This is a genomic window from Pseudomonas sp. GW821-FHT09C08, from assembly GCF_059418125.1.
This window is the reverse complement of record NZ_JBWKPG010000001.1, coordinates 995,881-1,010,944: the sequence shown is the minus strand read 5'-3', so window position 1 is coordinate 1,010,944 and position 15,064 is coordinate 995,881. Positions and strand designations below refer to the sequence as shown.

General features: G+C 62.6%; 19 protein-coding genes. 5 read left to right on the top strand and 14 right to left on the bottom strand.

The window, feature by feature from the left end:
• Nucleotides 1-23 precede the first annotated feature (23 nt).
• Nucleotides 24-305 carry a hypothetical protein gene (locus AC07OJ_RS04085; RefSeq protein WP_065905476.1) on the bottom strand — a complete coding sequence of 94 codons (282 nt, stop codon included), beginning with the start codon at nt 303-305 and terminating at the stop codon, nt 24-26.
• Nucleotides 306-458: 153 nt separating this feature from the next.
• A complete protein-coding gene (locus AC07OJ_RS04080) occupies nt 459-986 on the bottom strand; it encodes a DinB family protein (RefSeq protein ID WP_065905475.1) in 528 nt (175 codons plus the stop codon).
• Nucleotides 987-1,111: 125 nt separating this feature from the next.
• Here AC07OJ_RS04080 and AC07OJ_RS04075 point away from each other — a divergent pair, with 125 nt between their 5' ends.
• A complete protein-coding gene (locus tag AC07OJ_RS04075) occupies nt 1,112-1,804 on the top strand; it encodes a tellurite resistance TerB family protein (RefSeq protein ID WP_495094004.1) in 693 nt (230 codons plus the stop codon).
• On the opposite strand, the gene AC07OJ_RS04070 is transcribed toward AC07OJ_RS04075, so the two are convergent.
• The 10 genes from AC07OJ_RS04070 to AC07OJ_RS04025 form a co-directional block, all read right to left on the bottom strand.
• On the bottom strand, nt 1,801-2,610 hold the full coding sequence (locus AC07OJ_RS04070; RefSeq protein ID WP_495094003.1) for a PA4824 family protein: 810 nt from the start codon (nt 2,608-2,610) through the stop codon (nt 1,801-1,803). The genes AC07OJ_RS04075 and AC07OJ_RS04070 overlap by 4 nt on opposite strands.
• Nucleotides 2,611-2,628: 18 nt before the next feature.
• Nucleotides 2,629-2,976 carry a DUF2493 domain-containing protein gene (locus AC07OJ_RS04065; RefSeq protein WP_120448681.1) on the bottom strand — a complete coding sequence of 116 codons (348 nt, stop codon included), beginning with the start codon at nt 2,974-2,976 and terminating at the stop codon, nt 2,629-2,631.
• A gap of 90 nt (nt 2,977-3,066) precedes the next feature.
• The gene (mgtA, locus tag AC07OJ_RS04060) at nt 3,067-5,781 is read right to left on the bottom strand and encodes a magnesium-translocating P-type ATPase (RefSeq protein ID WP_065905471.1); all 2,715 of its coding nucleotides are present in this window, start codon (nt 5,779-5,781) and stop codon (nt 3,067-3,069) included.
• A 222-nt stretch (nt 5,782-6,003) separates the two neighbouring features.
• A complete protein-coding gene (locus AC07OJ_RS04055; RefSeq protein WP_083221413.1) occupies nt 6,004-6,297 on the bottom strand; it encodes a hypothetical protein in 294 nt (97 codons plus the stop codon).
• Nucleotides 6,298-6,615: 318 nt separating this feature from the next.
• Nucleotides 6,616-7,227 (bottom strand): LysE family transporter, encoded by a 612-nt coding sequence (locus tag AC07OJ_RS04050; protein ID WP_495094002.1) that lies wholly within the window; start codon nt 7,225-7,227, stop codon nt 6,616-6,618.
• A gap of 74 nt (nt 7,228-7,301) precedes the next feature.
• Nucleotides 7,302-8,093 carry an AraC family transcriptional regulator gene (locus AC07OJ_RS04045; protein ID WP_495094001.1) on the bottom strand — a complete coding sequence of 264 codons (792 nt, stop codon included), beginning with the start codon at nt 8,091-8,093 and terminating at the stop codon, nt 7,302-7,304.
• 27 nt (nt 8,094-8,120) lie between these two features.
• The gene (locus AC07OJ_RS04040; RefSeq protein WP_157955078.1) at nt 8,121-8,264 is read right to left on the bottom strand and encodes a hypothetical protein; all 144 of its coding nucleotides are present in this window, start codon (nt 8,262-8,264) and stop codon (nt 8,121-8,123) included.
• Nucleotides 8,261-8,746, bottom strand: coding sequence for an arsenate reductase ArsC (locus AC07OJ_RS04035; RefSeq protein WP_495094000.1), 486 nt, complete (start codon nt 8,744-8,746; stop codon nt 8,261-8,263). Before AC07OJ_RS04035 ends, AC07OJ_RS04040 begins: the two co-directional genes overlap by 4 nt.
• 12 nt (nt 8,747-8,758) lie before the next feature.
• The gene (locus tag AC07OJ_RS04030) at nt 8,759-10,042 is read right to left on the bottom strand and encodes an arsenic transporter (RefSeq protein ID WP_065905467.1); all 1,284 of its coding nucleotides are present in this window, start codon (nt 10,040-10,042) and stop codon (nt 8,759-8,761) included.
• A 19-nt stretch (nt 10,043-10,061) separates the two neighbouring features.
• Nucleotides 10,062-10,418, bottom strand: coding sequence for a metalloregulator ArsR/SmtB family transcription factor (locus tag AC07OJ_RS04025; RefSeq protein ID WP_495093999.1), 357 nt, complete (start codon nt 10,416-10,418; stop codon nt 10,062-10,064).
• Between the two features lie 178 nt (nt 10,419-10,596).
• Here AC07OJ_RS04025 and AC07OJ_RS04020 point away from each other — a divergent pair, with 178 nt between their 5' ends.
• From AC07OJ_RS04020 to AC07OJ_RS04005, 4 genes are all read left to right on the top strand, one after another.
• The gene (locus AC07OJ_RS04020; RefSeq protein WP_025856028.1) at nt 10,597-10,812 is read left to right on the top strand and encodes a hypothetical protein; all 216 of its coding nucleotides are present in this window, start codon (nt 10,597-10,599) and stop codon (nt 10,810-10,812) included.
• A 71-nt stretch (nt 10,813-10,883) separates the two neighbouring features.
• Nucleotides 10,884-11,579 (top strand): AzlC family ABC transporter permease, encoded by a 696-nt coding sequence (locus AC07OJ_RS04015; RefSeq protein ID WP_065905465.1) that lies wholly within the window; start codon nt 10,884-10,886, stop codon nt 11,577-11,579.
• The gene (locus AC07OJ_RS04010; protein WP_065905464.1) at nt 11,576-11,887 is read left to right on the top strand and encodes an AzlD domain-containing protein; all 312 of its coding nucleotides are present in this window, start codon (nt 11,576-11,578) and stop codon (nt 11,885-11,887) included. Before AC07OJ_RS04015 ends, AC07OJ_RS04010 begins: the two co-directional genes overlap by 4 nt.
• 199 nt (nt 11,888-12,086) lie before the next feature.
• A complete protein-coding gene (locus AC07OJ_RS04005) occupies nt 12,087-12,440 on the top strand; it encodes a hypothetical protein (protein WP_201144579.1) in 354 nt (117 codons plus the stop codon).
• A gap of 145 nt (nt 12,441-12,585) precedes the next feature.
• Here AC07OJ_RS04005 and AC07OJ_RS04000 read toward each other — a convergent pair whose 3' ends face one another.
• Both AC07OJ_RS04000 and AC07OJ_RS03995 read right to left on the bottom strand, forming a co-directional pair.
• Nucleotides 12,586-13,290 carry a YoaK family protein gene (locus tag AC07OJ_RS04000; protein WP_495093998.1) on the bottom strand — a complete coding sequence of 235 codons (705 nt, stop codon included), beginning with the start codon at nt 13,288-13,290 and terminating at the stop codon, nt 12,586-12,588.
• A gap of 69 nt (nt 13,291-13,359) precedes the next feature.
• Nucleotides 13,360-14,982: an ATP-binding cassette domain-containing protein gene (locus AC07OJ_RS03995; protein ID WP_495093997.1), complete on the bottom strand. Its 1,623-nt coding sequence runs from the start codon at nt 14,980-14,982 to the stop codon at nt 13,360-13,362.
• Nucleotides 14,983-15,064: the final 82 nt, after the last annotated feature.

Sequence of the window (15,064 nt, the reverse complement as noted above, 5' to 3'; positions counted from 1 at the left end):
GCCGGGGCTTTTGCATGGGCGGCCTAGACGAAAGGCTGGCCGCTGAATCCGCGTGGCAGGCGCTGCAGGCCTGGCAAGTCGGTCAGGCGTTGTGTCCACGCGCTGCGCCAGTCGGTTGCGGTATGAGTCTTGGCTTTGCGTGACGCGCGGCGAGCGGCGTTGCGCTGGGTGCGGCGCGCTTCCTTGTAGGCTTCGGTGTTGCGGCAGGTGCGGCATTTGACCCGGTTCAACTCGGTGCTGGACGGGAGGTTGGTGCCGTGATGGCCGCAAGCCAGATGCCCGGCGACCTTGAAGTGAATGACCATGTAAGCGTCTCCTTCTTATGGGGTACGCGCATCGGTAGACCCACAATGCGCGCGGGGAGGGCGGGAGCGGAAAATCCCGGCACCTGAAGTTACGACCCCATCGGTGGTGTGACGTTCGTTTATCCCCCCAAACGGATAGGTACGCGGCTACGGCTAGTCGATCAGCGCCAATAGATCGGTATCGCCCACATCCACGCCGGCCTGGGTCAGCAAGGTCGTCACCTGGCCGCGGTGATGGGTCTGGTGATTGAAGAAATGCACCAGCAGGCTGAAAAACGGCTTGTCCGCCGCGACTCCGCGCATGTTGTGGTAGTGCAGGCGATGGTCGAGGTCACCATCGCTCAAGCCGTGGGCCCACTCGATGATCAGCTCATCCAGCCAGACGCGCCGGGACGCGAGTGCGCACAGATCGGCGAAGGCCAGGTGCTTGAGGTCGCGTGGTGCCTCGATGGCGCTCAACGGGGCCAGTGCCGAAAAGCCGACAGGGTGCAGCGCAAAGCGCTTGAGCCAGACCGTATCGCCCAGCACCAGGTGGTTCAGCGTGCCGAAGATCGAGCCGAAAAACGCTTGGCGGTCCTCCAGCAATGCGGCGTGGTCCAGGGTGCCGGCCGCGTCATAGACCTTGCGATTCATCCACTGGTTGTAGGTCGCCATCAGCGCGATCTGTTCGATACGGTTCACGGGGTGTGTCTCTTGTTGGCGGGGTCGCGCCATCATAAGGCGTGGCCGCCCGGCGGTCATGGTGTTCCCGCAGTGGCGAGCTATGGTTGTTAGACGCCAACACCACGCTCTGGGAGGGTGAAACCATGAACACCAGCGACTTACTTGAACAACTGCTGCGCGCCGGGCAGTCGGGCGGTGGCACCGCGGGAGGCGGCCTGGGCGGGCTGCTTGGTGGTCTGTTGAAAGGCACCAGCAGCACCAATGCGCCTGCGGGTGGCGGCCTGGGTGGGTTGTTGGGTGGCTTGGGCGGCATGCTCGGGGGTGGAGCTGCCGCGCGCCCGGCCCAGGGGCGTACTGGCGGGATGAATTATACGGCGTTGGCCTCCCTGGGAATGATGGCTTTCCAAGCGTATCAGGCCTGGCAGAGCCAGCAGGCGGCCAAGCCACAAGCGGCATTCCAGACCGTCGACCAGCTCCACGGCGCCGAAGCCGAAGCCCACAGCCACGCAGTCTTGCGTGCATTGATTGCGGCCGCGAAGGCCGACGGCGAGATCGACGAAAAAGAGCGGCAGTTGATCTCGAATGAAGTAAGCCGACATGCCGACGACCCACAGTTGCAACAGTGGCTCGACGCCGAAATCGCCAAGCCCCTGGATGCGGCGGATTTTGCCGAGTTTGCCGAAGACCCGGCAGTGGCGGCCGAGATGTACGTGGCCAGTGTGCTGCTGGTCGATGACCAGCAGGAAGCCGAACGCAACTACCTGGATGACCTTGCGGGGCAGTTGCAGATCGACCCGCAGTTGCAGCTGCTGTTGGAGCAACAGGCCAAAGCCTAGAACCGCAGTGTCGCACCGGTGGTCAGCCACTGGTCGCGGGCGCCGGTCAGGCTGCGCCCCAGTATCAGGTCGATGTCGACAAATTCCCCCAGGTGCAGGCGCGGTCCGGCCTGCCAGGCCTGGTCGCCGCCGACCTGGCCGTAGCGCTCGGCGATCAGCGTCAGGGCGTGCGCAAGCTCGTACTCCAAGCCGCTGCCCCAGGTCAGGCGATGTTGCTGATCGCCGTCGTTGTAGGCATGAGTCCAGCCGGCGTTCAGGTTCAGGCGCAAGGCTTCAAGGGCTTGCCAGGTGAACGGGACGTTCAGGTCAGCGCCATCAAACCCGTGTTGTCGATCCAGCGCCAGGTGCGCGCCAGCGGAAACGGCGATTTCCACGCCCAGGTCTTGTCGGGACAGCACTTGGGCCTTGAGTTGTGGGCTGACCTGAGTCTCATGGTCGGCCCGTGACAGCGCCGCGCCCCATTGCACAGAGGGCATAGCGGCGAAGGTGCAGGCCGGCGACAGCGTCTCGCTGTGGGTGCTGCCATCGTGGCGATTGGCGCTGTACCAGGCGTCTATGTTGCATGCTCCTGGCGCATTGATCGCGCCGTCGTCGACCACGTAGGCACCGCCGGCCGCGTGGGCTTTCGACACCAGGGCCACCAGCAGGATCAGGCCCAGCGTGAGGCCGATAAAGATCAAATTGCGCCGCAGCGCCCGACGTTTCGCCGGCGGCAACAGCAGCAGGCTATTGCGCGCACCGCGATAGTGGCGCGCACGGTATTTGGCAAACCCGTCGGGGCGTTGAGGGGTGTGTTTTTTGTGCATGATGCACCTCGCGTGAATTCAGCTTTCTACGGTGAGTACCGAGACACCGCTGGCGTTGGCCTGGCTGACCAGCTCGAAGGTGTCATCGCCACCGGGCAGGGCGATGACCACATCGGGGCGGCTGTCGGTCAGCATGAAATGGTTGCGTTGGCGTTCCGCCTGCTTGCCGTGGTGTTGCCAGTTGGGCGGGTAGCGCACCACGTCGATGCCCAGCTCGCGTGCCCATTCCTCGATGTCGCTGCCGAGGAACTGGTTGCCGCCGTGGATCAATACCTGCACCGGGCGCAGGCGGTGGTAAGCGTCCAGCACCTGGCGGGACTTTTTGGTGTCGGCGTAATGACGACCTGCACAGATCAAGACGCGCATAAGAAATTTCCTTGCAATGCAAACGCTGCCTGGGTGTAGGAGCCCGGCTTGCCGACAAGCCGGCTCCTACGAGGCATGGCAGGGTGAAACTCAGTACCACTGCTTGAAGCGGCGGATGTAGAGGGTTTTCATCAGTTGGGCCACGCAGCAGTAGGCGAGCAGGGTGCCGACCAACCACGGGAAGTACGCCAGCGGCAGCGGTTGCAGGCCGACCAGGGTGCCCAGCGGCGAGAACGGCACGTAGATCCCCAGCCCGATGACCACGGCGGTCATCATCAGCACCGGCCACGCGGCTGTGCTCTGGAAGAACGGGATCTTGCGCGTGCGCAGCATATGCACCACCAGGGTTTGCGAGAGCAGCCCCTCGATAAACCAGCCGGACTGGAACAGGGTCTGCATCTCGACACTGTTGGCGGCGAACACGTACCACATCAGCGCAAACGTGGTGATGTCGAAGATCGACGAGGTCGGCCCGATCCAGATCATGAAGCGGCCGATGTTCTTGGCATCCCACTTGCGCGGCTTGGCCAGGTATTCCTTGTCCATCTTGTCCCACGGCAAGGCCAGCTGGGAGATGTCGTACATCAGGTTCTGCAGCAGCAAGTGGATCGACAGCATCGGCAGGAACGGAATGAACGCACTGGCGACCAGCACCGAGAACACGTTGCCGAAGTTGGAGCTGGCGGTCATGTTCAGGTACTTCATGATATTGCCGAAGGTTTCGCGGCCCTTGAGCACGCCTTCTTCAAGCACCATCAGGCTCTTTTCCAGCAAGATGATGTCGGCCGATTCCTTGGCGATATCGGTACCGCTGTCCACCGAGATACCCACGTCGGCATCGCGCAGCGCCGGTGCATCGTTGATGCCGTCACCGAGGAAACCGACCGTGTGACCGTTGGCCTGCAAAGCCTTGAGCACGCGGGATTTCTGCAGTGGCGTGAGCTTGGCGAACACCGTGCGCTCTTCCACGCGGCGCAGCAGGGTCGCGTCGTCCATCGCTTCGATTTCCACCCCCAGCAGCGGCTGGCCTGGATCGAGCCCGACCTGGCGGCAGATCTTGCTGGTGACCACCGCGTTGTCGCCGGTCAGCACTTTGACCGCCACGCCGATTTGTTGCAGCGCGGCAATCGCCGGGCCCGCGGTTTCCTTCGGTGGATCGAGGAAGGTCAGGAAGCCCTGGATCACCAGGTTGCGTTCATCAGCGGTGGTGTACTGCTGGCGCGCCAGCGATTTAGGGATGTGACGGTTGGCCACCACCAGCACCCGGAAACCGTCTTCGTTGTAGTCGTTGGCAATCGCCAGCAACGCTTCGCGGCGGTGCTCATCCAGCGGCACGGCCTTGCCTGCCTCCATCACGTGGGTGGAAATGCCCAGCATCTCCTCCACAGCGCCCTTGCACACCAGCAGGTGGTCGTCGGCGGCGTCCTTGACCACGATCGACAGGCGACGGCGCACAAAGTCGAAGGGCAATTCATCGACCTTGCTGTAGGCAAATGGCACTTGGAACTTGGGGTTCTGCTCGGCGAACTGCACCACGGCCTGGTCCATCAGGTTCTTCATGCCGCTCTGGTGATAGCTGTTGAGCCATGCCAGGGACAGCACCGCGTCATCCCGCTGGCCAAAGGCATTGACGTGATGCTCGAGGATGATTTTGTCCTGGGTCAGCGTGCCAGTCTTGTCGGTGCACAGCACGTCCATCGAGCCAAAGTTCTGGATCGCGTTGAGGCGCTTGACCACCACCTTGCGCTTGGCCATGGCCGTGGCGCCCTTGGCCAGGTTGGCGCTGACGATCATCGGCAGCATTTCCGGGGTCAGGCCCACGGCCACCGCCAGTGCGAACAGGAACGCATCGCCCCAGTCGCCCTTGGAGAAACCATTGAGCAGGAACACGATCGGCACCATCACCAGCATGAAGCGGATCAGCAGCCAGCTGACGCTGTTCACCCCGCGATCAAAGGCGGTTTGCACCCGCGAACCGACAATTGCCTTGGCCAGCGAGCCAAAGTAAGTACGTGGTCCAGTGGCGACTACCACGGCTTTGGCGCGGCCGCTGACCACATTGGTGCCCATGAAGCAGATGTTCGGCAGGTCCAGCAGGTTGCCCTGGTCGGCGGCCAAGGCGCTGGCGGATTTTTGCGTGACCTCGCCCAAGGTGTCGTATTTCTCCACCGGCAAGGCTTCGCCGGTGAGCACGGCCTGGCTGATGAACAGGTCGCGGGACTCGATCAGGCGGATATCGGCGGGGATCATGTCGCCGGCCGACAACTGCACGATGTCGCCGGCCACCAGTTCACGCATCGGCACTTCGCGCAGGGCGGGCTGGCCGCCCACTTGCTCGCGGCGCAGCACGGTCGCCGTGGTGCGCACCATGGCTTTCAAGGCTTCGGCGGACTTGGCCGAGCGGTGCTCCTGCCAGAAGCGCAGCAGGCTGCTGAGCAGCACCATGGTCATGATGATGATGACTTTGGTGGGGTCGGCCTCTTCGCCATCCTGCATCGGCAGCCAGCAGTCAGTGAAGAAACTGATGCCGCCCAGGGTCAGCAGCACGTAGATGAACGGGTTGTTCAGGGCCTGCAGGAACTGGACGATGGCGTGAGGCGGCTTGTCGTGCGCCACTTCGTTGTAGCCTTCGCGTTGCAGGCGGGCAGCGGCGTCCAGTTCGGTCAGGCCATCCTGGGTGGCGCGAACGTTAGCGAGGGTGGCGGATAAGCCGTTGTGGGCTTCGCGGGCGGCACGCATCGACAGTTTGGTGTCGGCGTCGGTGCCCTTTTTCTTCTGCAGTGGCGTGTTTTTTACGGCGCTCATGGTGTGTACTCCTGTCGCCAGTTGTCGACAAAACAGGCCCGTTACTTGCCTGCATACAGGCGAGTGAAAGCCGGCCGAGCCGCTAACTTTGCGATCGGTTCAAATAAGGTGTTCATCTAACTTTGATGGCGGCGTTAGTTAACTAACGCGCAGCCGATTACATCTGGAAGTGTTCATGAGGAACTCCAGGTATTGATCAGATAGTTGCTGTTTCCAGCGGGGTTAAGCTGCGCGAGCGCTCACATACAGACCGAGCATCAAGCCAGCTTGCGCCAGGCGGGAAACGGTCGGTCTCTGTGGGTCTTGAGGGTCGGCGTGATCCCAGTGCTGCTGCAATTGGCCAGTGGCTGGGCAGATACGCCAGTGCGCCAGCGGGTGGGCCGGGCGCACTTGAGGAGAGGGTACGGCAAGTGGCGAGCGGGTCGGCGAAAAACCCACGGGCTCGCGACACAGCTTGGCGCGCAGGGCGGCGGCCAGTGTGCGTACATCAGGTAAAACAAAGGCTTGGAAGGTCATAACACACCTCGGGACCGGATACGCATCCGGCGAGGCAGTTACGGAGGAGCATCAAGCTCTAGCGCAGCTTACCGGACCTGGAAGGCGAGTCCTGTCATATTCTGGGTTTGGCGCCCGATGCCCGCAAACGCGGTGCTCGGACAGCGACTAGATACTGTGTCCATTGGCTTCTTTTGTGAGGTTTAAAAAAGGCCCCAGTAGCGGGCACGGGCAATCTACTCAGGCAGTTACAAAATGTCAACGGATGATTAATTAAATAACCCGCGGTTCAGAGTTCATTCAGATAAGAGGCACTCTGAAGTTGCCGGTTATATAACTTCATATGCCCTGTGCCGCGAGAATAGCCAGATAGATCAAGACCACGCCGCAGGCGCCGTAACTGATGCGTTGCCACAACGGCGAAGCGTTCTGGCGCAACAGATTCACCAGCGCTGCAATCAAAAAGCACGACAACACCGAGGCCAGCATGAACCCCGCAAAAAACATCAGCGTCTGCCCGTGGCTGGGCGTCGCGCCGACGATGCCGGACAAGGCGCTGCCCAACGCGCCCCAATAGACGATGTTCTTCGGGTTGGCCAACGAAATCGCCGCGCCTACCGCCAGCGCATTTTTACCGGAGCGGGCTACGTTGCTGTCGGCTTCGGGCAGGTGCCAGGCGTCGAGCAGGCTGCGTACGCCCAGCCAGGCCAGGTACAGCGCACAGACCACCGTCAGCGGCACGCGCACCGCGTCATGCTGGATCAGCAAGGCGATACCGGTGAGCCCGATCACCGCCCAGACGGCATCGCCCACCAGCGAACCGACCTGCACCAGCAAGGCTGGGGTGAAACCGTGCAACAGGCCACGGCGCAGGGTTTCCGCCAGCACCGCGCCGGGAGAGAGACAGAAAACAAAACCGAATACCAGCGCGTAAAAGAAGATCGTCAGCATGCCCGCGTTCCTTCAAATGATGCCGGGCAGTGTGCGCAGGGATGGGTGTGCAGTCTTGAACCAGATTGCGCTGTTCAGCGCTTCATTACGCTCTGGTAGCGGCCGGGAGTGATGCCGTAGGCCGCGCGAAAATGCCGATTCAGGTGGCTCTGATCGGCAAAACCCAGCGTGTGCGCGACTTCACTGGCCGCCACGCCGTTGCGCAACAGGCCCTTGGCACGGCGAGTGCGCAATTGCATGGCCCATTGCCGGGGACTGAGCCCGGTTTCTTTCTGGAAGGTGCGCAGCAGATGGAATTTGGACAATCCCAACTCATCGCCCAACTGCTCCAACGGTACAGACTGATGCAGCTGTTCGGCGAGCAGCTCCTGGGCGCGGCCGATCAGGCTTTTGCCGGTGGCCGCGGTGACGGGCAGGCGCACACCACTGAGGCGGACCACTTCGCCGAGCAACAGCAGCAAAGCCTCTTCGTGCAACTCGCGCACCCGCGCATCGCCACTCAATGCGCCTTTCACCGCCATCGCCAGGCGCTGGGCCAGGTCCGGCTGGACACACAGCGAGCGGTCGAACTCAACCTGCGCCAGCCCCAGATCACCGGCCAATTGGTCGGCGCTCACGTACAGGCTGACAAACTGCCAAGGCGCGCCCTCGGCAGCGCCGCCGCCCTGAATCTGCCCGGGGTTATACAGGGTGATCGAGCCCGGCCCCGCCGCAAACTCGCGGCGGTCCAGCCAGACTTTTTCCTCGCCCAGCAGGTTCACGCCGATCACGCACTCATCATGGCTGTGGCGCGCAAAGGTCAGGCCGGTGCAGGTCGTGCTGCTGAGTTCGTAGTTGCCCAGCCAGGCGTGTTGCATGGCGCTCATCGAGGTGGCTCGCTAGGAGTGAGGGCCTCAGCATACGCTGGCAGCGCGGTTCAAATCGACCGTTGATTGTTCGCGGGTCGACCCGTGCAGCAGCAGGATGCGCGGGGCCTGGGTCGAATCCAGTGGGCCGGGCGGGAGCAGCGATACATCCAGGTTTGGCAGGGGGCTCATGGGTTCTGCGGTGACAACTGCGCAATGCGCTCAAGTTGTGTTTTCAGGTCAGCAGGGCTGAGGTCGGCGACAGGCAGGGCGAAAAATGCACGGCAGCGTGCGGCGATAATCGCCAGCGTGGCATCGAATGCGGCTTGGATCGAGGCTTCATCGCCTTGCACATCGGAGGGATCCTCCAGACCCCAATGCGCCTTCACCGCCGGCCCGAAATACACCTGGCAGGCCTCGCCGGCGGCTTTGTCACACACGGTGATGACCACGTCCGGCGGGCTGCCTTCAAAGGCCTCGTTGCCTTTGCTGTACAGCCCCTCGGTGCTGATGCCCGCCGCCTGCAACGTGCCGAGGCTGCGTGGCAGCACCTGGCCCTTGGGGAAACTGCCGGAGCTGATCGCTGCAAACCCGCGCGGCGCCAGGTGATTGAACACGGCTTCGGACAAGATGCTGCGGCAGCTGTTGGCGGTACACATGAACAGGACTTTCATGGCTCGATTCCTTCAAAGACTCAGGCGCAAGGCGAGGGCGGCGAGGGTGATCAACAGCACCGGCAGGGTCAGCACGATCCCGACCCTGAAGTAATAGCCCCAGGTGATGGTGATGCCTTTGCGCGCCAGGATGTGCAGCCACAACAACGTGGCGAGGCTGCCGATCGGGGTGATCTTCGGACCCAGGTCACTGCCGATCACGTTGGCGTAGATCATCGCGTCCTTGACCACGCCCACGGCATGGCTGGACTCGATGGACAGCGCGCCGATCAACACCGTCGGCAGGTTATTCATCGCCGACGACAACAACGCGGTCAGCACGCCCGTGCCCATGGCTGCGCCCCATACGCCGTGCTGCGCAAAGGTATCCAGCCAGGTCGCCAGGTAGGTGGTGAGCCCGGCATTACGCAGGCCATAAACCACCAGGTACATGCCCAGGGAGAAGATCACGATTTGCCAGGGCGCTTCCTTGAGTACTTTGCGCGTGGAAATCTTGTGGCCCTTGGCGGCAATCACCAGGAGCAGCACGGCGCACGCCGCCGAGATGGCACTGATCGGAATGCCCAGCGGTTCGAGGGCAAAGCAACCGACCAGCAGGATGCCCAGCACCCACCAACCGGCGCGGAAGGTGGCGCGGTCGTGCACGGCACTCGCAGGGTCTTCCAGGTCGGCCGGGTCGTAGGTCTGCGGGATGTCGCGGCGGAAAAACCACAGCAGCACCGCCAAGGTCGCCGCGACGCTGACAAGGTTCACCGGCACCATGACGGCGGCGTATTCGTTGAAGCCGATCTTGAAATAATCCGCCGAGACGATGTTCACCAGGTTCGACACCACCAGCGGCAGGCTCGCCGTGTCGGCGATAAAGCCTGCCCCCATGACAAACGCCAGGGTCGCGCTCGGGGAAAAACGCAGCGCCAGCAGCATCGACATCACAATCGGCGTGAGGATCAGCGCCGCGCCGTCGTTGGCAAACAACGCCGAGACCAGGGCACCGAGCAGCACCATATAGGCAAACAAGCGCCGGCCGCGTCCACGGCCCCAGCGCGCCACATGCAAGGCGGTCCACGCAAAGAAGCCGGCCTCATCGAGCAACAGGCTGATGATGATCAGTGCGACAAACGTGGCGGTGGCGTTCCAGATGATGTGCCACACCACCGGGATGTCGGCCAGGCTGATCACACCGCAGGCCAGGGCCAGGATCGCGCCCAGCGTGGCACTCCAGCCCACGCCGAGGCCCTTGGGCTGCCAGATGACCAGCACGATGGTGAGGATAAAAATAGCAACTGCGACAAGCATGAATAAACGCTCCGTTGGCTCAGCAGCAGGTGCTGGCCCGTTGTGGTCTGTCGCCCATTGCTTCCAGGCGTTGTGCGTCGCTGTGCAACCAGGGTTGGTTGGCTTGCAGGGTGGTCTGCAACACCTCGGTCACCCAGCCAGGCAGCGCCGGGTTGAGGCGGTAGTAGATCCATTGGCCCTGGCGACGATCCAGCACCAGCCCGCAACTGCGCAGTTGCGCCAGGTGGCGGGAAATTTTTGGCTGGCTGTCGTCCAAGGCATGGATCAGTTCGCAGACGCAAAGTTCGCCTTCGCGCAGGATCAACAACGTCAGGCGCGCGCGGGTGGCGTCAGCCAGGCATTTGAACAATGTGGGTGGAGAGAAGAGGTCCGACATGCGCAGCCTGTTTGTAATATATGGAAATACGAATATACGGATGTCCATATATTTTGGTCAAACCTTGTTTCAATTGACGTGGATCAAATCCGCGGAAATCAGCCACAAGTGTTTGAAATTAAAATGAAACAAGAATGTCCTAAAGTGCCTGCCCATTGCTGATGAAGGATGACCCCGCGTGACCCGTGCCACTCGCAACCTGCGCAAGACCCTGGATTCCGTCGCGGAAAATAACGAAACCGCGGCGTTCGACCTGATGCGTGCCGTCGAAAAACTCGGCGATGAAGTCCTGCGCCAACGTCTGCTCAATACCATCCACCGCCTCAACCAGGATGCCCACGAACTGCGCGAAGCGCGGGATTCGGTGGAGCAGGTGTCGGTACGCCTGGCCTGAGCAAGATCGTTCAAGACAAGCCCCTGGTTGCGCTGGCATGCTTGTCGACTGTCTGTCGATGAGCCGTCTCCATGCCTACTGCCTTACCTCATTACGCCTTCGCTCGCGGCGCGATCGCCGTCATTCCCCTGTCCCTGGCCTGTGCGCCCTGGGGCCTGCTGGCCGGTTCGATGGCCATCGATGCGCAATTCACCCCACTGCAAGCCCAAGGTTTGTCGGCCATCGTGTTTGCCGGCGCGGCGCAGTTGGTCGCCATCGGCATGGTCAAGAGCGGCGCCAGCCTGATCTCCATCGTGCTCACCACGCTGCTGCTGACATCCCAGCACTTGCTCTACGGCATGCACCTGCGCCCGATTATTTCCCCGCTTAAAAGCCGCTGGCGCATGAGCCTGGGCTTTCTGTTGACCGACGAATTCTTCGCCCTGGTCAGCCACTACGACCGCGAAACCTTCAATCGCTGGTATGCACTGGGGGTCGGCCTGACGTTCTATATCGCCTGGAACCTGTTCACCCTGGCCGGCATCGTGCTCGGCAAAAGCATCCCCGGCCTGGATCAACTGGGCCTGGAGTTCTCGATTGCCGCGACCTTTATTGCCTTGATCACGCCGGTGGTGCGCGACGTGCCGACAGTGGTCTGTGTGGCCGTGTCATTGTTGTGTTCAGTGTGGTTGAGCTTCCTGCACTGGGAGTCGGCAGTGGTGGTGTCCGGCGTGCTGGGCATGAGTGCCGGGTTTGTGTGCAAACGCCTGGGAGTAGGGCAGCGATGATCTACCTGATGATTGTGGCCATGGGCCTGGTGGTGTTTCTCAACCGTTACCTGTTTATCGAGCCGCGCTTGCCGGTGCGCCTCAATCGCGGGGCGCGCGAGTTCCTGGGGTTTGCGGTGCCGGGCATGCTTACGGCGATCTGCGGGCCGATCATTTTTCTCGCCGACCACCAGCTCAACCTGAGCCCGTCCAACCCTTACCTGCTGGCAGCTATCTGCGCGGTAGGGCTGATGTTCTGGACGCGTAACGTGTTGATCACCGTGCTGCTGAGCATGGCGTTGTTCTACCTGTTTCGTTGGTGGCTCTGACGCACAGGCGAAAAAAAGCCCGCGGGAGAGCGGGCAGAAGGGAGACTTCTTAAAAATGAGCCTGCCGACTATAGGCGGCGCGATCGCCCCTCACAGTGAAACTAAATTCATGCTGCGTGCGGGGCAGGTTTCTGCCTGGCTTTCGCCTCGACGGTTCCGCTAATGGTAGAGTCGCGTTTTTTTTCCAAGGAACGATGGCATGCACAAGGTCGTAATAGGCGCATTGGTACTGGCCGCCCTGGCCGGTTGCGCGGGCTCGAAGATGAAAGAGGCGCGCGCCGGCAACCCCTACAAGACCATGGCCTCGGACAAGGCCACCCTGGTGGTTGCCGAGTGCATTCAGTTCGGTTGGCAGGATGAAAGTGTGTTTGGCGTCGACGCCGGCGGCTTCAAGGAGCCCACCGGAGCGGGTGGTTTTACCGTCTACACCACCGCTGGCGATTACTTCGTCGACGTGCTGAGTGCCGGCGCCGGCTCGACCGTCAAGTACTACGCAGCGCAAGACAACATGCCGGCCAAACGCCGCCTGGCGGCCCTCGCGACCTGTCTGTAATCCATTGCCTTAGTGCTTTTAGGAATCGCCCGGCGGGACAGCCGCCGGACATTCGCTTATGATGCACGCGCTCGCCCGACATGATGGCTCTTTACCAGTACACGGACGTCGAGGCCTAAACGTCGGGCGAGCATCCTTTCAACCCTTAGCGCGGCATAAAACCCAGGTGCCAGCGACGGGGAATCTTCAGCGACACCAACCCCAGCACCCCCGCCAATGCGCCGCTGACCCACAGCGCCCGCAGGCCCAGTTGTTGTTCCAGCAGTGCGCCAATCACCGCGCCGATAAACATCCCCGCCCATGGAATCAGTTGCACCCGCCAGCCGTTGCGGCGTTCGCCGAGGATCCAGCGACCCAGCCCACGCCCGAAGCGTGACAGCGCCCCGGTGACGTAGGTGAGGCTCACCGGCAAGCCGTTGACCTCTTCCACTGCCGCATTGAGCATGCCCATCGCGATGATCGCCGCCAGCAGCGCGGGCAACGTGTCGGCGAAGGGCAGCAGCGCGCCGCCGCAGAGCAAGGCGGCAATGCACAACAGCAAAGGCAAGGCATGCCGCCGGCTGAGGCGGCTGACCACTACGCCCAAGGCGTTGCCCACCACGAATGTCGCAACCAGCAACAGCAGGCGTGCGGTCAAGCCGAGATCGCCGGCACTGATCGCCACCGCCAGGCGCGTGGTGTTGCCGCTCATGAACGACACAAAGTCACCGCTGGCCATAAAGCCGATGGCGTCGGTCATGCCCGCCAGCACCGACAGGCTGGCCACCAGCATCAGGCCGACGCGACCCCGCCAGCGCTGTTGATGGGCGAGTGCGGCATTGGCGAAGGGCTTGCGCGGCGAAGGCAGCATGGGGCCGGGTTCCTCGGTGAGATTATCCGGCCACTACCGTAGGACGCTTTGCGGCGCCATGCAATGACCTCAGACACTCTCCAGGCGCCACCCCTCCGGCTGCCAGCGTAAATGATGCGTCGGCCGAATCGCCTGCACGAACGCCGGGTCATGCGAGACCACCAGCATCGCCCCGTCGAACCCCTGCAGCGCCTGCTCGAAGGCGAGCACCGATTCCAGGTCAAGGTGGTTGGTAGGCTCGTCGAGCAACAGCAGCTGCGCGGGCGTTGCTCGCCACAGGGCAATCGCCATCGCGGCCTTCAAGCGCTCGCCGCCGCTGAGTTGACCGGCCGGCTGGGTGACCCGTAATGCATCCAGTTGCAGCAAGGCCAGGCGCGTGCGCAACTGGGCTTCGGCCAAGGGGGTGTCGAGCAGGTTGAGTTGGTCGATGATCGAGCGTTGGTCGTCGAGCAGCGCCAGATGCTGGTCGATGTAGGCGCTGGGTACCGGCACTGAACATTCGCCCCTGACCGGCTGCCACAGGCCTGCCAGCACTTTGAGCAGAGTGGATTTCCCACAGCCGTTCGGCCCTTGCACCGCCACGCGCACCGGCCCGATCAAATCGAGTGTCAGCGGCGGCAGTGACAGCCAGGGTAATTGAACCTCGGCCAAGGCAATCACACGGCGGCCATTGGGCACCGCCGAGCCGGGCAAGGCCAGCAGGGTCGGTGTTTCGTCCTCGACGCGCGCGTAGGCCTCGCGCACCTGATCATCCAGCTCGCTTTTGTGCGCGTGATGCGCGCTGCGCACAGTACTGACGATTTCGGTGGCGGCGCCTTTCCAGCGCGCCTTGGTAAAGCGGTCGACATTGGCCTTCTCGGCATGTTTGCGCGAGCGCGCGGCATTGCGCTGCAGGCTGTCATGATCCTTTTGCAGGCGCCGGCGTTCGCGGCTGCGCTCCAGGCGCGCGTGTTCCAGCGCGGCGATGGCGGCGTGCTGCTCGGTGTCGCGCTGCAGGCGATAGGCAGCATAGTTGCCGCCATACACCTGGGTACCGAGCGGTGACAGCTCAATGATGCGCCCGAGGGTGTTGAGCAATTGCCGATCATGGCTGACCACCACCAGGCCGCCGCGCCATGCCTGCAGCACCTGCAACAGCCAGGTGCGGCCGTCGCCGTCGAGGTGATTGGTAGGTTCATCGAGTACCAGCAGTTGCGGTTCCGCAAGCATCGCACCGATCACCGCGACCCGCGCCAGCTGGCCACCACTGAGCTGATCGGCGCGCGTGTCAAAACCAAGCGCGGCCAGGCCTGCGGCGTCCAGGGCGGTGCGCAGACGTTCGGCCAGGTCCCACCGATCATCGATCACCTCAAGATCATCGACCCGCGCCACGCCCGCCGCCATGCGTGCGAGGGCCGCAAGGGGCTCGGCGGTGCCGGTGATAGCGGCGACGGTTTGCCCCGCATTCACCACCACGGCCTGCGGCACGTAAGCCACGCGGGCCGAACAGTCGAGCGAACCGGAGGAGGGCGGCAATACCCCGGCGATCAATTGCGCGAGGATGCTTTTGCCGCGGCCATTGCGCCCGACGATCCCCGTGGGGGTGTGATCGATGGACAGGGAGAGGTCGTGCAGCAAGGTTTCGCCATTGGCGAATTGGAAGCTCAGGTGTTGCAGTGAAACCAGGACGGGCAGCCGGTTGACGTCAGTCATCAGCACCTCCAAAAAAATGTCGGACAGGCCAACAAGCACGCCAGGCGGCTCGTTGCAGATACATTTTGGAAGGCTTAGTGGT